Source organism: Pristimantibacillus sp. Z349TD_6 (assembly GCF_056173205.1).
Genome location: NZ_CM149662.1, coordinates 4,022,336 through 4,040,156, shown reverse-complemented (window position 1 = coordinate 4,040,156; position 17,821 = coordinate 4,022,336). Strand labels below are relative to the sequence as shown.

The window sequence follows — 17,821 nt, the reverse complement described above, 5'->3', positions numbered from 1 at the left end:
TTAAGGAATAGCACAAAAAATCGCACTTCGATAAGAAGTGCGATTTTTTTTATAGGGCATCCTATGATTACAGACTTGCATTCCCTATTAGGGAATAGTATGTTTAGAAAAATTAAACCGAATCAGCGATGGACGGCTTCCGGCAATTCTACAACGGTTTGGGGATACTTATAATCGTTCTGATAACAGTTCGTGTCTGAATCATAAGTAGACTGTGAAAGCTTGTGAGAGATCGCAAATATGGGAAGTTTCGGGTTGACGTGCAGGGAAGAATCATAAAAAGAGCATCGTTCAAAATTAAAGTCCAGCGTAGTGATAATGATGACGCAGTTCGAAAAGGTACACCCGATAAAGCTAAACCCGTCAAAAGCAATCGTTTCATTCGTAAAATGTTCATTCGAAATTGTGTGCATAATCAGCGCTCCTATTCTGTGGTGGGACAACCTAATTGCTAGTCTATCAGATTCGTGATGTGATGTTTGTCGGTTGGTGCATGTGAAATTTAATAATTAACGACATAAATAGCGTTCATTTGAGATGACTCTCCATTAATATAGTGAGTACAATATTTTTTTACAAAATACGATTGATTAAGTGAAGGAGCTGTATAAATGGACTCAAAAAAATTAGCTGCCGAAAAAGCTGTCGAGTTTCTTAAGGACGGAATGGTCGTGGGATTAGGAACAGGATCAACCGCATATTGGGCGATTCAAAAAATCGGCCAAAAAGTAAAGGAAGGCCTATCAATTAAAGCAATCGCCACGTCGAGAGCTTCTGAAGAGCTTGCGATAGAGCTTGGCATTACGATGCTTTCATTCGCAGAGATTGAACAAATTGATGTGACAATTGACGGCGCTGATGAAGTAAATAACGAATGGAACTTAATCAAAGGCGGAGGAGGCGCGCTGCTCCGAGAGAAAATCGTAGCTGCCGCCAGTAAGCAGCTAATTATCATCGTAGATGAAAGCAAGCATGTCGCGCAATTGGGACGTTTCCCGCTCCCGGTAGAAATCGTTCCGTTTGGTTACGAAATGACAATAAGAAAACTGCGTAATCTTGGAGCTGAGACGACAGTTAGAACGAAAGACAATCAAATATTTGTAACGGATAATGGCAACTATATTGTAGATTGTCAGTTTGGTACCATTTCACAAGCAGAACAGCTGGAACGTACATTGAATCTCATACCTGGTGTCGTCGATAACGGATTGTTTATCGGCATGGCAACTAAGGTCATCGTAGGTTATGCCAATGGTACAGTGAAGCTGCTGTAAATGATGTCTAATAGATGTATGCTGCACTTAGCTTGACACATCACCCGAAAGTGGTTTACAACCATATACAGAGGTGAACGACATGAGCGTCATTCGGTTGGAGAACGTAACGAAAAAGTATGAAGATACACTTATTTTTCGAGATATTTATTTTCGTATCAGCAAAGGGGAACGAATCGGTCTTATCGGCCGTAACGGCGCAGGAAAATCGACCGTATTTAAACTTATTTTAGGCAGAGAAGAGCCAACGGCAGGAAAGGTAGAGGTTGATCCGAAGGTCAAGGTGAGCTACTTCTCACAGTTCTCAGAATTGAGCGGCAATCGTTCCGTCAAACAAGAGCTGGAGCTTTGTTATGCGCATATTTGGAGCATCGAACGCGAGCTTCAGGAAATCGGAGAAAAGCTTGGTATTACCGTTGATGCTGATGAAATGGATCAGTTGCTGAATCGTCAAGCAGATCTCTTCGAGCAGATGGAGCATCATAATGGCTGGAATGCTGCTGTAGAGATCGATACCGTACTCACTAAGCTTGGATTTGATGAGCAATCACGTCAACAACCAATCGATCAATTGTCAGGCGGCTGGCGCAACCGCGCCGCACTAGCCAAAATGTTAATTGAGCTGCCAGACGTCGTACTTCTTGATGAGCCGACGAACTTTCTAGACCTCGATGGTCTTGCTTGGCTGGAGCAATGGTTAAATCGCTTTAGCGGCACAATGATTTTGGTATCTCATGATCGGCAGTTTATTGACCGGGTAGTAACTCGTACGATTGAGATTGAAAATTATCATTTTCAAGAATACGAAGGCAATTATACCGATTATATTCGGAAGAAGAAGCTTCGCAAGAAAGAACTTGATCGGCAGTTCGAATGGGAAGAGGAGCTTCTGCTTATGGAAGCCGAGGAAATCGACAACCGTTCGAGCAGGAAATCTTCCAAAGATCGTCTGTCGCGGAAGCTGGCTGATATGAAAAAAAGAGTAGAGCCGCATCCTGTAAACGTTCTGATTACTGATATTTATGAAAATTTGCGTTTTCCAGACAACTTATGCACTGTCGATGCAATAAGCAAAAACTATGCTGAGCGTGTTATCTTTCAAGATGTCAGCTTTGACATCCAGAAGGAAGACCGGATTGCTATTATCGGTTCAAATGGTAGCGGAAAATCCACTTTAATTAAAGTGCTAACAGGACAAGAGCCGGCTGATTCAGGTTCCGTGCAGTTTAGCAAAGGCGTAAGCTACGCCTATTTCAATCGCATGTGGGACGAGCTCGATCAGAAGGATACGGTAAGCCATGCAGTGAATATCTATGGCCTTGGACTTAACGCCCCTCGCAAGAAAGTGAATAAATTTCTTTCTATGCTGCAGTTCTCGGAAGCTGACCTTCAAAAAGTGATCGGAAGCTTATCCGGCGGTCAACAGGCACGTGTGGCACTCGCAAAATGTTTGCTGTCCGGCGCCGAACTAATCATATTGGATGAGCCTACCAATCATCTGGATTTGACCAGCATACAGGTGATGGAGCAGGCGTTAATTCATTTCCCTGGAGCTGTACTCACCGTTAGCCATGATCGTTTCTTCATTGATAAAATAGCTACAAAGCTGCTGACCTTCGAACCGGGTGGAGTAATTACTCAACAAAGTGTATAGCTCACAGCAAAACATAGTATAAGCCAACCTAATGGGGTTGGCTTTTTTTTGTTTATCCGAGCTCAAATGTTAAAGATAAGCTGCATATATGGCGGGAGATCGAAGTCATTTTTCAGCTGTCTGTCTTCATATACTACGATACGTGCGGATACCGTCGAACATTGTCCACTAACCATGCCTCGTATAAGAAGGAGTGGAGTGAGATGCAATTTTCTATATCCGATGAGCTGGAAATGACTCGCGCAGTGTTAAGGGAATTTGCAGAAAGCGAGGTTGCAACTAGAGCAGTCGAACGTGATGAGAAGGAGCAGTTTGATCGATCGTTATTTGACCAGCTGGCTAAGCTGGGCTTAACAGGCATACCTATTGATGACTTAAATGGCGGTGCCGGCAGCGATTGGATGACTTTCATTATTGTAATAGAAGAACTGGCTCGTGTCTGCGCTTCTACAGCTGCTCAGCTTGCCGCCCATACGGTTTATGCTGCTATGCCGATTTTCACTTTTGGCGGCGACGCTTTAAAAGCTTTGTATCTTAAGGACCTCGCAAAAGGTGTAAAGCTGGGTGGATGCGCTCTACCATCTACTGTAGTGGGGAACGAGGGATTGAGCAGCCGCATTTCAGCACGTCGACGAGGAGATCATTGGGAGTTAAGCGGCGAGCATACATTTGTCATTCATGGAGATATTGCGGATTATTGCATTGTTATTGCAAAGACGGAGTTAAAACGAAAAAAATCGTTATGTACTGCTTTCTTAATAGAAACGAGTACAGCTGGATGGCAAATTGGGCAGCGAGTACGAACGATGGGCTTGCGTTCTTTCCACATTTCAAATGTAAAGCTGGATAAATGTGAGTTATCGGACACAAACAAAATCGGAAAAGATGGTCAAGGGTTTGAAATCATTTTGAATTCCATCGATATCGGGCATTTGAGCGCAGCTGCGCAATCCATTGGCATTGCCCAAGGAGCTTTTGAGGCTGCAGCTGCCTATGCCAAGGAGCGCAAGCAATTCGGTCAATTAATTGGAAAGCAGCAAGGCATCTCTTTCAAGCTTGCAGATATGGCAACTCAGCTGGAAGCAGCCAGGCTTCTCGCTTATCAAGCGGCGTGGCGCAAGGATGGAGGCTTAAGCTTTGCAAAGGAAGCCGCCATCGCACGTAAGTTCGCGGCAGAAATGGCTGTTGCCGTTGCGATTGAGGCTGTACAAATATTTGGCGGTTATGGCTATATGCAAGAATATCGGATGGAACGATTTTTAAGGGATGCAAAATGTGTGGAAACGGGGCTTGGAATGGGCGGGATGGAAGTGGATTGCATCCATCGGATGCTGAAGGAGTAGGAGGTATATCACCATGCACCAGACCGTTATTATAGGAGGGAAACGAACAGCATTCGGAAAGCTCGGCGGCATGTTTAAAAATGAGAAAGCCGTTGAGCTGGGCGCTGCCGTCATTAAAGGAGCCATGCAGCAAGCAGGCATACACGCAAGTCAAGCTGATGCCGTCATGATGGGAATGGTGCTTCAAGCGGGCTGCGGTCAAAATCCAGCTCGACAAGCTGCCATTCTTGCCGGAATCGATTGGAGCGTTCCAGCGGAAACGATTAACAAAGTTTGTGCTTCGGGCTTGCGAGCCATCTCTATGGCAGATCAGGTCATACGTGCTGGAGATGCAAACATAATAATAGCTGGCGGAATGGAGAGCATGAGTCAGGCGCCATTTGCTGTTCGAACGGCTAGATGGGGAAACAAACTGGGAAATGCCGAACTGACGGATTTATTAATTCATGATGGTCTGCTTTGTCCTTTCGAAGATGTACTGATGGCTGTTTATGGCAACAAAATTGCAACAGATCATCATATTAGCCGAATGGAACAAGATGAATGGGCATTAAGAAGTCATGACCGAGCAAGCTCTGCTGCTAATCTGCGATTATTTGAGGATGAAGTTGAGCCTTACTACACTTCTGCAAACGCTATTTTGGCTATCGACGAAGGACCACGTTTTAATACGGATTTGTCGAAGCTTGCGCTGCTAAAACCGATTCATGGTCCGAGCGGTACGATTACAGCTGGGAATGCTCCGAGTGTGAATGACGGCGCCGCCGCTATGCTCCTCATGTCGGAGGAAGAAGCGCTACGAGGTGGACACAAGCCGCTCGCCAAAATTATCGGACATAGCGCCATTGGTGCGAGTGCTCCTAATTTAGCTGCTGCTCCAGCGCTTGCAATCCAAAAGCTATTGCGAAAAACGGGCATTCCTTTAAAAAACATTGATTTATTTGAGGTGAACGAGGCGTTTGCCTCCGTCATCCTAAGCTGCGGGAAAATAGTAGGCTGGGATGAAGAGAAGGTCAATGTGAATGGCGGTGCGATCGCGCTTGGCCATCCAATCGGTGCAAGCGGCGCAAGAATTTTACTCACTTTAATTTATGAATTGAAGCGCCGCGGCGGCGGTTTAGGCATTGCTGCTATCTGCAGCGGCGGAGCCCAAGGTGATGCCATGCTCATTCAGGTGGAGGGCTAAGGCAAAGGGGGTGCTCATGATTATCCAAACCGTTACCGTAATTGGAGCTGGGCAAATGGGCAGCGGAATTGCACAGACGTTAGCTCAAAATGGGTTGCAGGTAACACTTTACGATATTGAGCAAGCTGCCGTGGCAAGGGGGATTGCCATAATTAAATCTTCGCTGACTCGACTTGCCGCCAAAGGAGCAATAAGCAAAGATGAGCAATCTCAAATTATAAATTCCATCGCACTTTCGACAGACTTAATGTGCGCCAATCGCTCTGATCTAATAATTGAAGCGGCGCCAGAGAATATGGCGATGAAAAAAGCGCTTTTTGAAAAGCTTGATCAAATTTGTCAACCAAATGCCATTTTGGCTACCAATACGTCCTCGTTATCGATTACAGAAATAGCTTCAGCAACAAAAAGAGCACCGCGTGTAATCGGCATGCATTTCATGAACCCCGTACCTATGATGCCATTAGTCGAAATTATTAAAGGGCTTGAGACTTCGAGCGATACATTTGAAAAAATAAAAGCATTGACGCACACAATCAAAAAAACGCCGATTGAGGTTCAAGATTTCCCCGGCTTTGTCTCCAATCGAATTCTGATGCCTATGATAAATGAAGCGATTTACACGGTGTATGAGGGGGTCGCTGAGCCTGAAGCTGTAGACCAAGTGATGAGGCTAGGCATGAACCATCCTATGGGTCCGCTTACGCTTGCCGACTTTATTGGACTCGATACTTGCTTAGCCATCATGGAGACGCTGCAAGCTGGATTCGGCGATTCAAAGTATAGACCTTGCCCGCTGCTACGCAAATATGTGCAGGCTGGCTGGCTAGGCAAGAAAGCAGGACGCGGCTTTTATGTGTACTCGAATGAGAAGGGATAGGTATATCCGAAGGGGAGACGGGCGATGGAACTCCGACTTTCAAAGGAACAGTTAGAGCTGCAAAATGCGGTACGACATTTTGCAGAGTCAGAAGTAGCCAGCGCTGTGCCGATCATGGAGCAATCCGATCAATTTCCCAGCCTCCTCATTGAAAAACTATCACAAGCTGGCTTAATGGGCATTCCAATTCCTAAGCAATGGGGAGGAGCTGGCTGCGATTTTATTTCCTATATTGCTGCGGTTAACGAATTATCAAAGATAAGTGCAGCGCTTGGCGTCATCTTATCTGTTCATACTTCGGTTTGCACTTTGCCGATCCTGCATTATGGTACGCAAGCTCAAATAGCAAGTTATGTTCCCAAGCTTGCTTCGGGTGAGCGCTTAGGCGCGTTCGCTTTGACAGAGCCTCACGCAGGTTCGGACGCATCCTCTATTCGAACAACAGCAGTATTAGACGGAGAATATTATGTTCTGAACGGATCAAAGGTATTTATCACGAATGCCGGCGCAGCCAATGTTTATGTTGCATTTGCAGTGACTGATGCAAGCAAAGGAGCATACGGCATTACCGCTTTTATTATTGAAAGTGAAACAAAAGGGCTAACGATCGGAAGAAAAGAAAAAAAATTAGGTTTGCACGGATCGAATACTTGTGAGCTTATATTTGATCAATTAAAGATACCCGTTTCCCAGAGACTTGGCGAAGAAGGCAAAGGATTTACCATAGCCAAAGGCTCCCTTGATGGCGGACGTATCGGAATCAGCGCCCAAGCGCTCGGAATTGCGCAAGCTTCGCTAAATATTCTGAATGAGCACTTCCAACCGAAGGCTGCTAAGTTGTTAAAGCCTGGTCAGAAGGCAATGCCTCAGCAAGTTAAACTCGCTGGCATAACTGCTAAAGTAGAGGCAGCGAGATTGCTCGTTTATCGCGCGGCGTATTTGCATCAAGAAGGTTTGCCTTGTACGAAGGAAGCATCCATGGCCAAAATGTTCGCATCTGATACAGCAGTTGCAGTGACTAGCCAGGCTATGCAAATGCTCGGATCAGACAGCTGCCTGCAAGGATCAACGATAGAACGACTGTTCCGAGATGCGAAAGCCACTCAAATTTACGAGGGAACGAACGAAATTCACCGAATCGTAATTAGCGGCAAAATACTCAAATCATTATGATTTTTAAAAAGGCGGTGGCGAGATGGGTCGTACTCCCGGAACGCGATTTCGCGAGGCGCTTCAAGTCGAGAAGCCTTTGCAGATCGCAGGCGCTATAAATGCCTATTCGGCAATGATGGCGGAAAGAACAGGGTTTCGAGCTTTGTATTTATCTGGTGCAGGTGTTGCTAATGCGTCGTTTGGTCTGCCTGATCTTGGGATTACAACGCTGCAGGATTGTCTTGAGGATGTAAGAAGAATAATGAGTGTTACAGAGCTGCCGCTGCTCGTAGATGTTGATACGGGCTTTGGAGGAGCTTTCCAAATTGCGCGAACGATTAAGCAAATGAACCGCGCGGGAGCCGCCGGCGTTCATATTGAAGATCAAATCATAGCTAAACGCTGCGGACATCGTCCAAACAAAGCGATCGTAAGCAAGGAGGAAATGGTTGATCGGATTAAAGCAGCTGCAGACGCAAGAGAAGATAATCAGTTTGTCATTATGGCTCGCACGGATGCGATTGCGGTAGAAGGTTTAGAAGCAGCGATTGAACGGGCATGCGCATGTGTGGAGGCCGGAGCAGATATGATTTTCCCTGAGGCGATTACAAGACTTGAGGATTATCAAGCCTTTGCTGATGCGGTGAAGGTTCCTATACTCGCAAACATTACAGAGTTCGGGCAAACTCCGCTGTTTACGATAAAAGAGCTTGAGGATGCAGGCGTCAGCTTAGCTCTTTATCCATTGTCCGCCTTTCGCGCAATGTCAGCAGCAGCTCTTCATGTCTATGAATCGATAAAACAGGAAGGAACACAGAAAAATGTCATAAATGAGATGCAGACTAGAGCGGAGCTTTATGATTTCCTCGATTATTTGAGCTATGAAGAGAAGCTGGATCAGCTTTATGGAGTCAAAGAGGAGGAGAACCGTCATGACAACTAAAAAACAAGGCGGTCTCGCCGACGTTATAGCGGGACAGACCTCGATTTCGACAGTCGGGAAAGCAGGAAAGGGCTTAACCTATCGAGGTTATTCAATTGATGATCTCGCCCTTCATGGCAGCTTTGAAGAAACTGCTTTTTTACTGTTATATGGAGCACTGCCAAACGATGTCCAGTTAAAAGATTACCGGGAGAAGCTTGCCTCCCTTAGACAACTGCCAGCAGGTGTATTAAACATATTGGAGCAGCTGCCAAGCAGCACACACCCAATGGATGTGCTTCGAACGGGTGTTTCGGCGTTAGCTGCGTTCGAACCAGAAAATGAGGAGCGTGACGCTTACCACATCGCTGATAGATTAATAGCCTGCAGCGCCTCTATTTTATTGTATTGGTATCATTATCAGAAGAGTGGGAGAAGGATTGATACAGAGACAGATCAACAAAGTGTTGCTGGACATTTTCTGCAGCTGCTTCATGATCAACGTCCTAACGAGCTTCATGAGAAAGCTTTTGACGTATCTCTTGTATTGTATGCGGAGCATGAATTCAACGCTTCTACATTTGCAGCACGTGTTACTGCATCTACTTTATCAGATATATATTCCGCCATTACGACTGGCATCGGCACACTCCGCGGCCCTCTTCACGGCGGTGCCAACGAAGCCGCGATGGAGCTGATTGAACAATTCGGCAGCGTGAGCGAAGCCGAGATCGGGATTAGACAAATGTTGAAGGACAAAAAATTAATTATGGGCTTTGGACATCGTGTTTATTCTGTTTCTGACCCACGATCCGATATTATTAAATACTGGTCAAAAAGACTCTCAGCAGGGGCTGAGAATTCAATCATTTATCCAATTTCCGAGTCTATAGAGATAATAATGCTGCAAGAGAAAAAACTATTTGCTAATTTGGATTTTTACAGCGCGTCAGCCTATCGATTTATGGGCATTCCAACCTCACTTTTTACACCGATCTTCGTTATTTCTCGTACCAGCGGCTGGGCTTCCCATATCATTGAACAACGTGCAAACAATCGAATCATTCGTCCAAATGCCGATTATATCGGCAGTGATTTGCTGCCTTGGCTGCCTATCGAGCAACGATCCTAAATGAGGGGGAGGATGCGAAAATAATGTCCACTTTAAAGAGTAATGAGAGGCCAAAGCCGGATCAAGTGTTGGTTGCTATTGCACAATATGCTGCAAATTATACGATAGCTAGCGAAGAAGCTTATAATACCGCTCGCTATTGTCTCATCGATACGCTTGGCTGCGGGTTGTTAGCGCTTAGGTATCCCGAGTGCACGAAGCTGCTAGGCCCGGCCGTACCGGGAACTCTTGTTCCGAATGGAGCTCGTGTTCCTGGAACTTCATTTCAGCTTGATCCGATCACTGCTGCATTTAACATTGGATGTATGAACCGCTGGCTCGATTATAATGATACTTGGCTTGCAGCGGAGTGGGGACATCCTTCAGATAATCTTGGAGCCATAATAGCTGCTGCGGACTATGAAAGCAGGAAAAACATAGCCGAGGGCAAACCGCCGTTTGTCATGAGAGATGTGCTTACGGCTATGATCAAGGCTCATGAAATTCAAGGCATTCTTGCACTTGAAAACAGCTTTAACCGCGTAGGGCTCGATCATGTTATTCTCGTGAAGATTGCCTCAACTGCTGTAGTGACTGCGCTGCTAGGCGGGACGACAGATGAAATTATTGATGCTTTATCCAATGCGTGGATTGATGGTCATCCGCTTCGTACTTATCGTCATTCGCCAAATACAGGTTCGAGAAAGTCATGGGCAGCCGGCGATGCCACAGCTCGCGCACTTAGGCTTTCATTGATGGCACTAAAAGGAGAGATGGGTTATCCCGCTGCGCTAACTACGCCGGAATGGGGATTTTATGATGTGCTGTTTAAAGGGAATTCCTTTTCCATTAAACGGGATTTTGAAGCTTATGTTATGGAAAACGTATTGTTTAAAATATCTTTCCCGGCTGAATTCCATGGCCAAACAGCGGTAGAGGCTGCTATTTTGCTGCATCCGAGTGTGAAGGACAGATGGCATGAAATTAATAAAATAATCATTACTACACATAAATCCGCACTGCGAATCATCGACAAAACAGGACCGCTCCATAATCCTGCGGATCGTGACCATTGCATTCAATATATGGTCGCGATTAGCCTGATTCATGGACATTTAACTGCCGATCATTATGAGGATGATTATGCGTGTGACAGTCGTATCGATGAGCTTCGCAAGAAAATGATTACGACTGAAGATATCACTTACTCACATGATTATTTGGATGCAAATAAACGCTCGATTGCCAATGCCATACAAGTGTTTTTCCAAGACGGAACATCTTCTGAGAAGATCGAAATTACGTACCCAATCGGCCATCGGCGCAGACGCCAGGAAGCCATACCGCTTCTGCTTGCGAAGTTTGATGCCAGTTTGAAGAGCAGGTTCCCATCCAAGCAAACACAAACGATATTAGAGCTTTGCCAAGACCAAAACGTATTAGAGAACACGCCCGTACAGCAGTTTATGGAACTATTTGTTATTTAGTTGAATGCCTGCGTACAGCGCAGGTTTTTCTTTTTAAAATCTATATTTTTTTGTAGCTTTTCTGTAACTTTCTGCACCCCCATTTCGTTATATTGTATAAGTAAGCCGAATAAGAATATATACCATATAGAAGGAGCGTCTGCGCTATGAAAAAATATGTATTGATCGCAACTGTTGCGATAGCTTGTCTCACGGCCTTTAGCTTTGCGCCGGCGGGAGGCCGTGAATATACACCGGTAGAACAAACACCGGATATGATAACTGGCTACGTTGCAATGACAAAAGGGGAAAATAATCATTACACATTATCTATCGACCAAATCGATTGGTACGAGGGTGATGCAGCGACAAAAATTTTCCTTGAGCGTGAAAAGGATTCTGGGCTCGATGCCCCGCCAGATGGTTATTACATTGAGAATGATGATGAAACATTGCGTGACTTACCAATAGCCGATAACGCTGAGGTGCTTATGCAAATCTATAATCGAACGGGCAATATTAATGATGCAGATATTGTTTGGAATGAACCGATTTCAGTTAAAAAGTTTATTGAACTCATCAATACGGAAGACGACTTCGATATGAAGAGCTTTCCTTATCATATGACGATCAAGAACGGGGAAATCGTACGCATCGTCCAGCAATTCGTTCCTTAAATAACCTTTTACATTTATGAGAGAAAGCAACACAACAAGCGCGTGCCGATATTTAATCGGCACGCGCTTGTTATGTTTCACTTGATGCTTTTGGAATAACATTTCTTCATTCTGATTTATCCGGTTAATCTCTTCCAGCTTCATAGATACGATGAGCAAGCATCTGAGGATGCGTCTTTGCAGTTGACATATGATCGCCATGACCTTGGATATATCGGAACAAGCCCAGTCGGTTGGACATATGCGGATGCCATCCATATTCGCTGTTGTACTGTGGAAGAACATTATCTTCCGTTAAGAAAATATAACTTTTCGGCATATTCAAACTATAAAATACTTTAAGATCGAGTTTTTCATAAAAAGGTTTTGCTGGTTCTGGACTTACCGTACTGTACATTTTCTCCGCTAAGCCGAGGCTTGCCAAATTAACAAATGTTTCACGAAACAGCGAAAATGGCAGCATGATCGTATCATCCTTTGAGCTTTCCCTAAGCTGCTGGAAACTAGCTTTTACAGGGGCTGGAAACTCATCGGCGACCATTTCACCGTCGTTTAATACAAAAGCATCCAAAAACACGAGCCTCCTAATACGCTCTGGAATCAGCTCTGCAACCTTTTGGATAACGGAGCCTCCGAAGCTGTGACCCACAAGTATGATTTGCTGAAGATTTCTTGACGCAATAGAAGCAGCAACAGAATGACTTATCATTTCATGAGTGACGTTTTTATTAGGATCTGCACCATGCCCGGGATATTCAGGCGCGAACACGGTATGGCCCATACTGGTTAATTCATAACCGATGCCATTCCAAAAGCTCGCATCCGCCCAGGAGCCATGAACGAGAACAAAAGTGAGCGGCTGTTCGCTCTGCATCAATCTTACACTGGTTGCGAAAACATCCGAGTATGGATATGCGTAGTTAATCGTGTTTTGTTCAATTTGATACATGCAGCATTACTCCTCAAAATCAGATTGTTCAGCATATGCCTATAATCCATTTAAGGTTAATAATCGCCCAGTATCTGTACAAGGCTGCAAATTTCCCACTTATGTTATCGTTTTAATATCCTTATTCTGATTAAGCGGAATGCGAAAACGATGTCTAGCCGAGTTATTGGGTGGAATTTTGCTTTTTGCTGAAGCAAGCGTAGCATTGATTTCACCGCCAAGCATGATGAGGATAGAGCTAATGTAGAGCCAAATCAACAGGATGATTACTCCGCCAAGACTGCCGTATGTTTTCGAATAGTTCCCAAAATTGTTCATATAAAACTGAAAAACAAGCGAAGTCGCAATCCAACCAAACGTTGCAAATAAAGCACCTGGCACAGCTTCTTTTAAGCTCAGCCTTCTGTTAGGAACAATCCAATAAAGCAAGGAAAAGGCGGCTGTCATTGCGGAAATTGGTATTACATACTTCAATACATTCCAGATCCATTCGAATCCATTCGGATAATCAAGCCACTTAAATAAGTATTCGCCAATAGCTTTACCGAAAATAAGCATAACCATGACCAAAACAATAACGACCACTAAAAAAATGGTTGATAGCAGCGAAATACCTCGTACCTTCCAAAACGGCCGCTTTTCCTCAACATCGTACGCTTTGTTCAATCCTTTCAAAATCGCATTAATACCGTTTGAAGCAGACCAAATGGTTGCAATCATACCGAATGACAGCAGTGTTCCGCTGCTGTTATCTACAACTTCAGCAAGAATTCCGCTAATTGTATCACTTGCTTCTGCAGGTAGAAGGCGAATAAACTCTGCGATCACGCTATCGCCAGACATTTCGATAAAGCTAAGCAAGCTGACCATAAATATAAGAAAGGGGAAAAACGATAAGATCAAATAATACGTCAGCTGTGCGCCAAGCGCAGGTACATCATCCTCACGAAAACGGCTGTATAAGCATTTTATAAATTGCATCGTGTTGAATTTTTTACTCATCAAGACCACCATCCTTTTGATATAAAACTAAACAAAATAGAAGGGTACAAAACATTTATTGAAATAGAAAAGATAAGCAGCAAGTAGGAAATAGTCAAATCATGTCGAATAAGAGTATGAGTAAATATTTTCGAATGAAGGGAGTGGACCTTATGTTTTTACATTTTCTACAAACCAAGGAGCAAAAAGAAGCATTTCTCGAATTAGCACATCTTGCAGCAAATGCTGATGGGTTCATTCACAAGAAAGAACAAGGATTTCTTCAATCGTATATGCAAGAGATGGATATGCAGCAAACCGTAATAAGCTTTTCATCCGAAAAGCAGTTAGCAGATATACTAGGAAATATTAATGATGATCATGTAAAAAAAATCTTTTTCGCAGAAATTCTGCTTCTCATATTCGCTGACGGCGACTACAATGACGATGAAAAAGAATTAACAAAGGATATGAAAGAGCTGCTTAATCTAGACGAAGAAACTTGCGAATCCATTAAAAATTGGGTTATTCGTATGGATCAGCTCAAAATTGAAGGACTTAAGCTTATTTTAAACCCCTAATAAAATAGCAGACATAAGTAAAAAACCTCCGTTCTTCCCAGTGGAAGAATAGAGGTTTTTTTAAGTAATTCTTTTTTAAAACTGCATTATGGCTTCGAAAAACCGAATTTTTCAAATACAGCCATTGCCTCTGCCGTTTGAAGATAATCATAAAATTGCTTTGATTCTGGAAGGTGCTTTGTTGCTGTTACGATACCAATCGGATAGGTGATCGGCGTGTATGTTGCAGGATCAACAGTAAGGACAATATCGACTTTATCTGATGTTAAGGCGTCAGTCTTATAAACAAAACCCGCATCAGCGTTGCCTGTTTCAACATATTGGAGAACCTGACGGACATCCTTCGCTTGAACAACCTTCGTTTGCAAACTATCCCATAGCTTCGCTTGTTCCAAGGCTTCTTTCGTATAACTTCCAGCAGGTACGCTCTCTGGAATGCCAATTGCAATCGTTTTAACATCTGCGTTCAACAGATCATTAACCGTTGCAAGCTGCGTTTTTGACGTTTTTGAAGTGACGAGCACGAGACCATTGGATAGAAGGTTTGTTTGGCTGTCCTCAGCTATCAGCTTCGCATCTACGAGAGACTTCATGTTTTTGGAAGCAGCAGAGAGGAACAGATCTGCAGGAGCACCACTTTCAATCTGCTTCTGAAGAGCGCCTGAAGCGCCAAAGTTAAAATTCAGTTTCACATTAGGGTGAATTACTTTGAATTGTGTTTCAATTTCCTTTAACGCATCCGTTAAACTTGCAGCTGCCGAAATCGTTAAATCAACATTTTCAGCAGGGGCTTCCGTGCTAATTGCTGTTGCTTCTGCTTGATTGGTGGAGCTTGGTTGATTTGCTTGATTCGAACCACACGCCGTTACAACAACCATAATCATAACCAAATACAATAAAACATAGCTTTTTTTAAGTAAATTAATCATTTAATACCCTCTTTCGTTATGTTTAGATATAAATAGATATAATCCATTTTCCGATTATAAGGTTAAGGAAATAGATTTGTAAAGCGAATCACCACAGTATTTCCGTTGTTTATGCTACAATAATGATTACTGCAAACAATCCTTAAGAGGTGATCAACATATCTGAAAATATTTCCTATACGACAGAGGAAATCTCTAAGCTGCTCAAAATATCCAAATTAACCGTTTATGATCTCATTAAAAAAGGTGATTTGGCCTCATACCGAGTAGGCAAACAAATGAGAGTGGACGCTTCAGATTTAGAAGCCTATAAGCAGCGCTCAAAGGGGAACCAGCAAAGCTTGCGTGACGCTTTAATTGTTCAACCAGATGCTGCAAGCACAGCACGCCAGAGCCATGGGGCTCGCTCCATTGTCATCACAGGACAAGACATCAGCCTGGACATACTCGGAAGGCATATTGAGAAATATACACACACACTGCGCCCACTGCGGTCTAATGCCGGCAGTCTAGACAGTTTGATCTCCATGTACAATGGGCAATCCGATGTCGTAAGCACCCATCTGTTAGACGGCGACACGGGCGAATATAATATTCCGTACATACGCAAGCTGCTTGTCGGCTCCTCATATGTTGTTATTAATCTGCTATCTAGGAAAGCTGGGCTATTTGTCCAAAAGGGGAATCCACAAAACCTAGAAGGATGGAGCGATCTTGCTCAACCAGACTTACGTATTATTAATCGAGAAAAAGGTTCCGGGGCTCGTGTATTGTTAGATGAACAGCTTCGATTACATCAAATTTCGGCACGCGAGCTTCTCGGCTATGAGGACGAACTGACAAATCATCTAGGCGTTGCAGCCAAAGTGGCGGGTGGCGAGGCAGATGTTGGCGTTGGGATAGAAAAAGCAGCAGCGATCGTAACTGGAGTGGACTTTATTCCTTTAGTTAGTGAACGTTATGATCTTGTCATTATGAAAAATTCGGGGAATAGCGATCTCATTAACTTGATTATCGAAATTCTGAAATCCGCTTCATTTCAACAGGAGCTTGCAGCTATTTCCGGCTATGACCTATCACAGACAGGAAATATTCTTTATGAATGTTAAAGCAGATTTCACACTTCAGATGAATCCCATTATAATGCGCAAGGATGGATGGAGATGAAACTTCCCATTTTGAACGAAACGTTAATTAAACGAATACAGCAATCAGAAATGGAATATCTTACATCAAGAATTAGTTCCATAGGGGAGAGACCAGGCAATCCTGAAGGAGTCGAGATTAATCATTATGGCAAAGCTGCAGCTTACTATATAAAAACAATGCCTTGGGGCATTTTTAATTCAGTAAAAGGTTTGGGCGATGAGGACAGCGACAAGCTGGAGGAGATTATCAAGTTTTATGAAGCAAGAGACAGAAGCTTTCAGATCGATTTGGATCCTATACAATGCACTACTGCTCTGTTCGGGAAATTGGCAGAGCTCGGTTTTCGACAAAATGGCTTTCATTCTGTTCTTTATGGACTGCCAAGTGAAGATAAACCTGTTTTGCATCCTCATATCACGATTTCGGAAGTCGTTACAGAGGAGGCGTTCGATCATTATGCTGAAATCCACTGCCTAGGATCAGGCATGTCATTGTCCGATAAACACCACTTTGTTAATAACAATATTGGTTTACTGAATCGAAAAGGGTGGAAAATCTATCTCGCGTATTTAAATGACATACCTGCAGGTGTAGGTGTCATGCATATGAATGAGGATGGAATCGCATCGTGTGCTCTAGCGGCTACTGCCCCTACATTTAGAAACCAAGGTCTGCAAACAGCACTATTAAATAGGCGTCTGCATGAAGCGCATCTTGCAGGCTGTGAGCTCGTCGTAGCACAGGCTAGCTTCGGATCTAGCAGCCAACATAATATGGAAAGAGCCGGATTACATATCGCATGGACGAGATCCATTATGAAAAAATAAAAAGAACATTTTGTATTCATGCTTTTCATGCTATTATTGATCCATAAATATGGATGACAGGAGAAAAATAAGATGAGCTATACGCAGTCAAGCGGTTATGGTAAACCGATGCAAAAATTAATGCTAACCTTTTTCTTTGCCTTAATTGTTTCAGTAGGCGGCATGTACATAGGAACAATGCTTCCTAGCGCCGCACGTATTCCACTGTTTATTGTCGAGATTGGATTAATCATTGCCATCATGTTTTTGCGTAAATCAACAGCAATTGGCTACTCACTGATGTATGTGTTTATGATTGTATCTGGTGCAACCTTGCAGTTTTCTTTAAGCTATTATATCGCCTCAATGGGTACATCGGTCGTCATTCAAACCGTTGCCGTTGCTGTACTCGTTTATGCAGGCCTTGCGATCTACGCTACATACTCTAAAGAGGATTTTCGCTTTCTCGGCGGGTTTTTGTTCGCATCATTAATAGGGCTCATCGTTATCGGTCTTATGCAATTTATTTTCCCTTTCGGAGGGATGATGGAGACCATTTATGCCGGCTTTGGATTACTCATTTTCATCGGTTATACACTTTATGACTTTAGCCGTATGTCCAAGGAAGGTTTTGAAGACAAAGATATTCCACTGATGATCGTTAATATTTATCTTGATTTGGTAAATATCATTTTGTTCGCCCTACGTTTTGTGAAATCCTTGCTGGATGATTAATCGTTCGTCCTAATTGCCAATAAGGT

18 protein-coding genes are annotated in these 17,821 nt (G+C 43.6%); 14 read left to right on the top strand and 4 right to left on the bottom strand.

Going from position 1 to position 17,821, the window contains the following annotated elements; all coding sequences use genetic code 11:
- Window positions 1-122: 122 nt before the first annotated feature.
- The gene (locus AC0VYE_RS17555) at window positions 123-413 is read right to left on the bottom strand and encodes a hypothetical protein (RefSeq protein WP_076265938.1); all 291 of its coding nucleotides are present in this window, start codon (window positions 411-413) and stop codon (window positions 123-125) included.
- 198 nt (window positions 414-611) lie between these two features.
- Here AC0VYE_RS17555 and rpiA point away from each other — a divergent pair, with 198 nt between their 5' ends.
- From rpiA to AC0VYE_RS17505, 10 genes are all read left to right on the top strand, one after another.
- Entirely contained in the window at window positions 612-1,274 is a 663-nt protein-coding gene (rpiA, locus tag AC0VYE_RS17550; RefSeq protein WP_475442411.1) for a ribose-5-phosphate isomerase RpiA, read from the top strand.
- An 82-nt stretch (window positions 1,275-1,356) separates the two neighbouring features.
- Complete coding sequence (locus tag AC0VYE_RS17545) at window positions 1,357-2,928, top strand: ABC-F family ATP-binding cassette domain-containing protein (protein WP_475442410.1); 1,572 nt, start codon at window positions 1,357-1,359, stop codon at window positions 2,926-2,928.
- Window positions 2,929-3,131: 203 nt separating this feature from the next.
- A complete protein-coding gene (locus AC0VYE_RS17540; RefSeq protein WP_475442409.1) occupies window positions 3,132-4,271 on the top strand; it encodes an acyl-CoA dehydrogenase family protein in 1,140 nt (379 codons plus the stop codon).
- Between the two features lie 13 nt (window positions 4,272-4,284).
- Window positions 4,285-5,457 (top strand): acetyl-CoA C-acetyltransferase, encoded by a 1,173-nt coding sequence (locus AC0VYE_RS17535; RefSeq protein WP_475442408.1) that lies wholly within the window; start codon window positions 4,285-4,287, stop codon window positions 5,455-5,457.
- 16 nt (window positions 5,458-5,473) lie between these two features.
- Window positions 5,474-6,337, top strand: a complete 864-nt coding sequence (locus tag AC0VYE_RS17530; protein ID WP_475442407.1) for a 3-hydroxybutyryl-CoA dehydrogenase — start codon at window positions 5,474-5,476, stop codon at window positions 6,335-6,337.
- Between the two features lie 24 nt (window positions 6,338-6,361).
- A complete protein-coding gene (locus AC0VYE_RS17525) occupies window positions 6,362-7,510 on the top strand; it encodes an acyl-CoA dehydrogenase family protein (RefSeq protein WP_475442406.1) in 1,149 nt (382 codons plus the stop codon).
- 22 nt (window positions 7,511-7,532) lie between these two features.
- Window positions 7,533-8,432: a methylisocitrate lyase gene (prpB, locus tag AC0VYE_RS17520; RefSeq protein ID WP_475442405.1), complete on the top strand. Its 900-nt coding sequence runs from the start codon at window positions 7,533-7,535 to the stop codon at window positions 8,430-8,432.
- Window positions 8,422-9,543 carry a bifunctional 2-methylcitrate synthase/citrate synthase gene (gene prpC / locus AC0VYE_RS17515; RefSeq protein ID WP_475442404.1) on the top strand — a complete coding sequence of 374 codons (1,122 nt, stop codon included), beginning with the start codon at window positions 8,422-8,424 and terminating at the stop codon, window positions 9,541-9,543. The genes prpB and prpC overlap by 11 nt, the downstream gene beginning before the upstream one ends.
- A gap of 23 nt (window positions 9,544-9,566) precedes the next feature.
- Window positions 9,567-11,009: a bifunctional 2-methylcitrate dehydratase/aconitate hydratase gene (locus tag AC0VYE_RS17510; protein WP_475442403.1), complete on the top strand. Its 1,443-nt coding sequence runs from the start codon at window positions 9,567-9,569 to the stop codon at window positions 11,007-11,009.
- A 146-nt stretch (window positions 11,010-11,155) separates the two neighbouring features.
- Window positions 11,156-11,665 carry a hypothetical protein gene (locus AC0VYE_RS17505; RefSeq protein ID WP_441907637.1) on the top strand — a complete coding sequence of 170 codons (510 nt, stop codon included), beginning with the start codon at window positions 11,156-11,158 and terminating at the stop codon, window positions 11,663-11,665.
- Between the two features lie 124 nt (window positions 11,666-11,789).
- Here AC0VYE_RS17505 and AC0VYE_RS17500 read toward each other — a convergent pair whose 3' ends face one another.
- Entirely contained in the window at window positions 11,790-12,614 is an 825-nt protein-coding gene (locus AC0VYE_RS17500; protein ID WP_475442402.1) for an alpha/beta fold hydrolase, read from the bottom strand.
- A 99-nt stretch (window positions 12,615-12,713) separates the two neighbouring features.
- A complete protein-coding gene (locus tag AC0VYE_RS17495) occupies window positions 12,714-13,616 on the bottom strand; it encodes a YihY/virulence factor BrkB family protein (protein ID WP_475442401.1) in 903 nt (300 codons plus the stop codon).
- 152 nt (window positions 13,617-13,768) lie between these two features.
- Between AC0VYE_RS17495 and AC0VYE_RS17490 the strand changes: the two genes are divergently transcribed.
- Window positions 13,769-14,176 (top strand): tellurite resistance TerB family protein, encoded by a 408-nt coding sequence (locus AC0VYE_RS17490; protein ID WP_076265950.1) that lies wholly within the window; start codon window positions 13,769-13,771, stop codon window positions 14,174-14,176.
- 86 nt (window positions 14,177-14,262) lie between these two features.
- Here AC0VYE_RS17490 and modA read toward each other — a convergent pair whose 3' ends face one another.
- Window positions 14,263-15,105, bottom strand: a complete 843-nt coding sequence (gene modA, locus AC0VYE_RS17485; protein ID WP_475442400.1) for a molybdate ABC transporter substrate-binding protein — start codon at window positions 15,103-15,105, stop codon at window positions 14,263-14,265.
- Window positions 15,106-15,263: 158 nt separating this feature from the next.
- Between modA and AC0VYE_RS17480 the strand changes: the two genes are divergently transcribed.
- The 3 genes from AC0VYE_RS17480 (at window position 15,264) to AC0VYE_RS17470 (ending at window position 17,795) form a co-directional block, all read left to right on the top strand.
- On the top strand, window positions 15,264-16,214 hold the full coding sequence (locus AC0VYE_RS17480) for a helix-turn-helix transcriptional regulator (protein WP_076266131.1): 951 nt from the start codon (window positions 15,264-15,266) through the stop codon (window positions 16,212-16,214).
- A gap of 54 nt (window positions 16,215-16,268) precedes the next feature.
- The gene (locus AC0VYE_RS17475) at window positions 16,269-17,081 is read left to right on the top strand and encodes a GNAT family N-acetyltransferase (protein ID WP_475442399.1); all 813 of its coding nucleotides are present in this window, start codon (window positions 16,269-16,271) and stop codon (window positions 17,079-17,081) included.
- Between the two features lie 72 nt (window positions 17,082-17,153).
- Window positions 17,154-17,795, top strand: coding sequence for a Bax inhibitor-1/YccA family protein (locus AC0VYE_RS17470; RefSeq protein ID WP_441907642.1), 642 nt, complete (start codon window positions 17,154-17,156; stop codon window positions 17,793-17,795).
- Window positions 17,796-17,821: the final 26 nt, after the last annotated feature.